The sequence below is a fragment of the Corallococcus caeni genome (assembly GCF_036245865.1).
GTDB lineage: Bacteria > Myxococcota > Myxococcia > Myxococcales > Myxococcaceae > Corallococcus > Corallococcus caeni.
The window spans coordinates 1-255 of record NZ_BTTW01000136.1 but is presented as its reverse complement, the minus strand read 5'-3'; the positions used below and the strand labels follow the sequence as shown (position 1 = coordinate 255).

Annotated in this window: 1 protein-coding gene; it reads right to left on the bottom strand. The window is 71.4% G+C overall.

Annotated features, from left to right (window positions below):
* Positions 1–255 (bottom strand): hypothetical protein (locus tag AABA78_RS39155; protein WP_338270640.1); only part of this gene is annotated, 255 nt, incomplete at both ends.

Sequence of the window (255 nt, the reverse complement as noted above, 5' to 3'; positions counted from 1 at the left end):
GGTAGGCGTAGGTGACGGCGGGAGAGGACTCACCCCGGCGCGTGACGCTGCGAAGCACGCAGTGCGTGCCGCCGTAGGGGTAGGGCAGGGGGAGGGAGACGTACTGGAAGTCCATGGCACCGGAGGAACCGGTGACGGAGGCCAGGTAGGGCACGCCCGAGGTACTGCCCGTCGCGCCCGCCTGGCACGTCAGGCCGGAAGGGGCGGCATAGGCCAGGGTGGCGAGGGTGACGTCCTTGGGCGAGACGATGCGGC